At 67.3% G+C, this 3,985-nt stretch carries 4 protein-coding genes; 1 reads left to right on the top strand and 3 read right to left on the bottom strand.

All coding sequences use genetic code 11. From position 1 onward, the window contains the following. Positions 1–783: 783 nt before the first annotated feature. Genes ADBZ5U_RS14805 through ADBZ5U_RS14795 form a run of 3 tightly spaced genes read right to left on the bottom strand, consistent with a single transcriptional unit; the run spans position 784 to position 3,022 of the window. Positions 784–1,470, bottom strand: coding sequence for a PhzF family protein (locus tag ADBZ5U_RS14805; protein ID WP_526811452.1), 687 nt, complete (start codon positions 1,468–1,470; stop codon positions 784–786). 14 nt (positions 1,471–1,484) lie between these two features. After that, positions 1,485–2,393 (bottom strand): hypothetical protein, encoded by a 909-nt coding sequence (locus tag ADBZ5U_RS14800; protein WP_526811450.1) that lies wholly within the window; start codon positions 2,391–2,393, stop codon positions 1,485–1,487. Then, entirely contained in the window at positions 2,390–3,022 is a 633-nt protein-coding gene (locus ADBZ5U_RS14795) for a helix-turn-helix domain-containing protein (protein WP_526811448.1), read from the bottom strand. The genes ADBZ5U_RS14800 and ADBZ5U_RS14795 overlap by 4 nt, the downstream gene beginning before the upstream one ends. 107 nt (positions 3,023–3,129) lie before the next feature. Here ADBZ5U_RS14795 and ADBZ5U_RS14790 point away from each other — a divergent pair. After that, a partial coding sequence (locus ADBZ5U_RS14790; RefSeq protein ID WP_526811447.1) for an aminotransferase class III-fold pyridoxal phosphate-dependent enzyme occupies positions 3,130–3,985 on the top strand: 856 nt, incomplete at its 3' end.

The raw sequence follows: 3,985 nt of genomic DNA, 5'->3' as shown, positions 1-3,985 counted from the left end.
AGGCCCCGTGGACGAAGAGCAGTGGTGTCGGATGCGATTCGCTAGAAGATCCCTTCTCGATCACCTCGAGCATGAGCCTGTCCTCCCCCGCGTCTGGAATGCCCTGGAGAATATCGCCGCCCGTTCGCCGATCCGCAGGTTTTCGACCGACGGGTCTTGGGCGAGGGGCGCTCCACACAACTCGCCCACTGGCCTGCCGCGTCGGGCCTTCTATCGCGGCAAATCGGCCTTAATCCAATCGTCGATTGCCTCGATGCTTGCCTTGGGCTGCTCCTGGAGCATGTTATGCGCGGCATGATCAAGCCCCATCACTGTCACCTGGCCGGCCAACTCGTCCCTGAGCGCCAGCGAGTTTCGTGGCGGAGCGACCATGTCCTCCTTGCCGTAGAGCGCTGGTTGGCTATCTGGAACTTGCCGTCGGGGCGAGCAGGTCGATCGTGAAAAAGTGCAGTCAAAGTTGAGAACCTACATGTAGGTTCTCGACCTCCGTTTCATATCAGTCTGTTCTGACCAGCGTTTCTTTCGGCTGTCTCACGACGTTTCATCTGGGTTCGTGTCACTTGGCGTTTCATTTCCTATCAGCGGTCGCGCAAGGGGCGGAATGTTTCCCCGGACCCTTCGAGACGTAGGACCGGCGGCGAGTCCGCCGATTCGTCATCTCGTCATCTCGGCTCCCAATTGGCTTTCCGCGCTTGCACAACCCGGCGGGGTTTCCTGAACAGCTACCTGCAGGATCTGAAGGCCAACGCGGCGTCGCGGTCGATCACGGTTGACATCCTGCTGTTAGCCAAGACGACGCACCCCATCACTGACCACCCGGCCCTGGACCGACACCCGGCCGTCGGGGTACCAGGTGGTGAGGATCTGCGATCCCCGGCCCTGGGTGATGGCGAGGTCGCGGCGCAGGTGGCCGGTGAGGCGAACCGCGGCCGAACCGGTGGCTTCGTCTTCGGGTACGCCCGGTTCGTTGGCGAACATCCGCGACCGGATGTGCCCGCGGTCGCGGTCGAGCCAGGACCACAGGTAGTGGTAGCCGTCGTCGGCGTAGTCGGCGGGGTCGGCGGCGAGGACCTGATCCACCGACGCGAGGGCGTGGATGACGAAGTCCGGGCCCCATTCGGCCCGCGCGACGACGGCGGTCTGGTCATCGAGGTAGCGGACCTGCAGATCCCCGGCCGGAACTTGCAGTCTCTCGACGAGGGTTCCGCGCTCGCGTAGCCACCACGCCGCTCCCACCGTGGGGTGGCCGGCGAAGGACAGTTCGGTTGTCGGGGTGAAGATCCAGGCGCGCGCCGTGGTGGCGCCGGTGGCGGGCAGGTCGACGAATACCGTCTCGCTGTAACCCAAGTCGGTCGCGAGGGCCTGGCGCCGCGGCGTTGGAACCGCAGCCGCATCGACCACTCCGAGGGGGTTGCCGAAATCGCCTGCGGCGTTGGTGAATACGCGAAGTACGACGACCTCGATCCCCAACGCGGGCGTGTCGGTCATGGGAGATTGATCCCTCGCAGTGCGGCGGCGGCGATGGCGACGTCTTCGGCCCCGATACCACAGAGGTCGGCGACAGTGATGGCGTCCTCACCGCGCGTCAGCGGTCCGGCTGACACCAGATCCGGCCAGGCACGCACACGGGAGTGGATCTCCGGCGTTGCGTGCTGAAGCTCACCGGCGTTCAGCGCGGTGGCGACGTCGTCGCACACGATCACCTCGGCGCGCTCCAGCAGAGCCACCGGAAGTTCCTGTTTGCCGACGGTGTCTGCGCCCATGGCAGTGAGGTGAGTTCCCGGTTGAACCCAGTCGGCTTCGATGAGGGGCTTGCGGCTGCTGGTCGCGGTGACGATGACGTCGGCGGCACAGACCGCAGCGCGCAGGTCCGGCGCTGTCGCGACGCCGAGTTGGTCGGCGAGGATCCGGGTCCGGTCCATGTCTCGACCCCAGAGGGTGACACGGACGTGGGGTGCGACTGCCGCGTGCGCTTCGACGAGAGCGGCGGCGAGGTCGCCGGTGCCGACGATGAGCACCGACTGCGCGTCGTGCCGGCTGAAGCTCAGCGTGGCCAGCGCACCGGCGGCCGCGGTCCGCAGCAGGGTCAGCCGGCCTCGATCGTCGAGCAGCCAGGCCGGTGCCCCGGTGGTGGCGTCGACGATTAGCAGACACCCTGTGGGCGGGCCGCCGGGGAACCCGCCGGTGGCGACCTTGACCACGATCCAGTCGTCGTCGACGACGTGGCCGCCCTTGACGTGGAGTTCGCCGTGGCCGGGCATGCGGATCTCGACCGCGGGTGGCTGGATGACGCGTCCTGCGGCAAGGTGCATCAGAGAGTCGTGGACCGCGATCAGGGCGTCCTGCCAGCTCACCGCGTCGTGGAGCTGGTTAGGAGAGATGATTCCGATCATGCGGCCTGCATTCGGGCCAGTTCCTTGCGCAGGTTGTACACGGTCGCCCGGGATACCCCCAGTGCGGCGGCGACGTGTTCGGCGGCGTTGCGGGTGTCGAAGACACCGCGCTCGTCTAGATCGGCCACGATGGATAGGCGGTCCTCCCGGCTCAGTGCAGACCGGGGCACCCCGTTCGATCGGCACCAGTCCTCGATCAGGCCGTTCACCGTCGCCCGCCAGTCCCGTTGGAACAACGCATCCGGCTTCCGCTCGCGCGGGGCGGCGAAGGCCGACAGCAGCAGGGCCGCGGAGTCGATGGCGGACCGGTCGAAGTTGATGCACAACAGCATTCGTCCCTCATCGACGCTCACGCTCACCGACGACAGCCGCCGGCCCTGACGGTCGACCTGCTCGTAGGGGCCGAGGACCTGTCCCTGGGGAAAACCGGCGAGCAGTTCCGGATCGAGCAGGGACGCCTCGCCGGGCTTTCGGCCCGAGAACGCGTTCCAGATGGCGACCAGGCGATCCCGTGCGACGTCGTGCAATGCGACCTCGACGTGGGGGTGGAACAGCGTCGTCAGGGCGGTGGCCGCCGCCGCCACGTCCGCGGGAATCGGGGGAAGACGGTCACGCCGAGCCGTTGCCATGCTTATGGACTATATGTCTAAGCTAGACAAATCATCAACCACCGCGGTAGCGTCGACGCGCGGCTCAAACCGGCCGACCAAGCCCGGAACCAGGGACGAGATCCACCATGAGCACATCCCGATACGCCCATGTCGAGGACGCGCTGATCCTGCGTGCGCGCAAGATGATCGACCGCGAGCTCAAAACCTTCGGCGAGCGGACTCCACGGTCGGCCCGCTGGCTGGCTGACGCCGAGCGGGTGATGCCGGGCGGTGTTCCGATGGCCTGGATGCGCTCGCTGTACCGCCATGCCCCGGTCGTGGCCGTCCGGGGATCGGGATCCCGGTTCGAGGATCTCGACGGCAACACCTATCTGGACTTCAACGCCTGCGATCTGGCGATGCCGGCCGGGTTTGCCCCGGAGCCGATCGTGCGTGCGATCCACGACCAGGCCTTGCTGGGCAACCACTTCCTGCTGCCGACCACCGACACCGTGGAGGTGTGCCGGCTTCTCACCGAGCGTTTCGGCCTGCCGCAGTGGCAGTTCACCCTCTCGGCGACCGGCGCCAACACCGACGCCCTGCGCATCGCCCGGGTGGCGACCGGACGCTCGACCGTGCTCGTCTTCGACGGCAAGTACCACGGCCACCTCGACCAGACGCTGTGGTCACGCGGCAACGGCGAGAACATGGCCCCCGACCTGACCGGCCTCGACCCCGCCACGGCGCAGACCACCGACGCCCTGCCCTACAACGACCCTGACGCCCTGCGGGCCCGGCTGTCCCGCGGCGACGTCGCCGCAGTCCTGGTCGAGTCCGCGCTGACCAACTGCGGGCTGGTGCTGCCGACCCCGGAGTTCGTCGCGTCGCTGAACACCGACGTGCGCGCAGCCGGCGCCGTTCTCGTCGTCGACGAGACCCACGTGCAGTTCGCCGTCCACGGCGGCGGCACGATCGCGTTCGGCCTCAAGCCCGACATGCTCA

It is taken from the genome of Mycobacterium sp., from assembly GCF_040398885.1.
Lineage (GTDB): Bacteria > Actinomycetota > Actinomycetes > Mycobacteriales > Mycobacteriaceae > Mycobacterium.
This window is presented reverse-complemented; position numbering and strand designations above follow the sequence as displayed.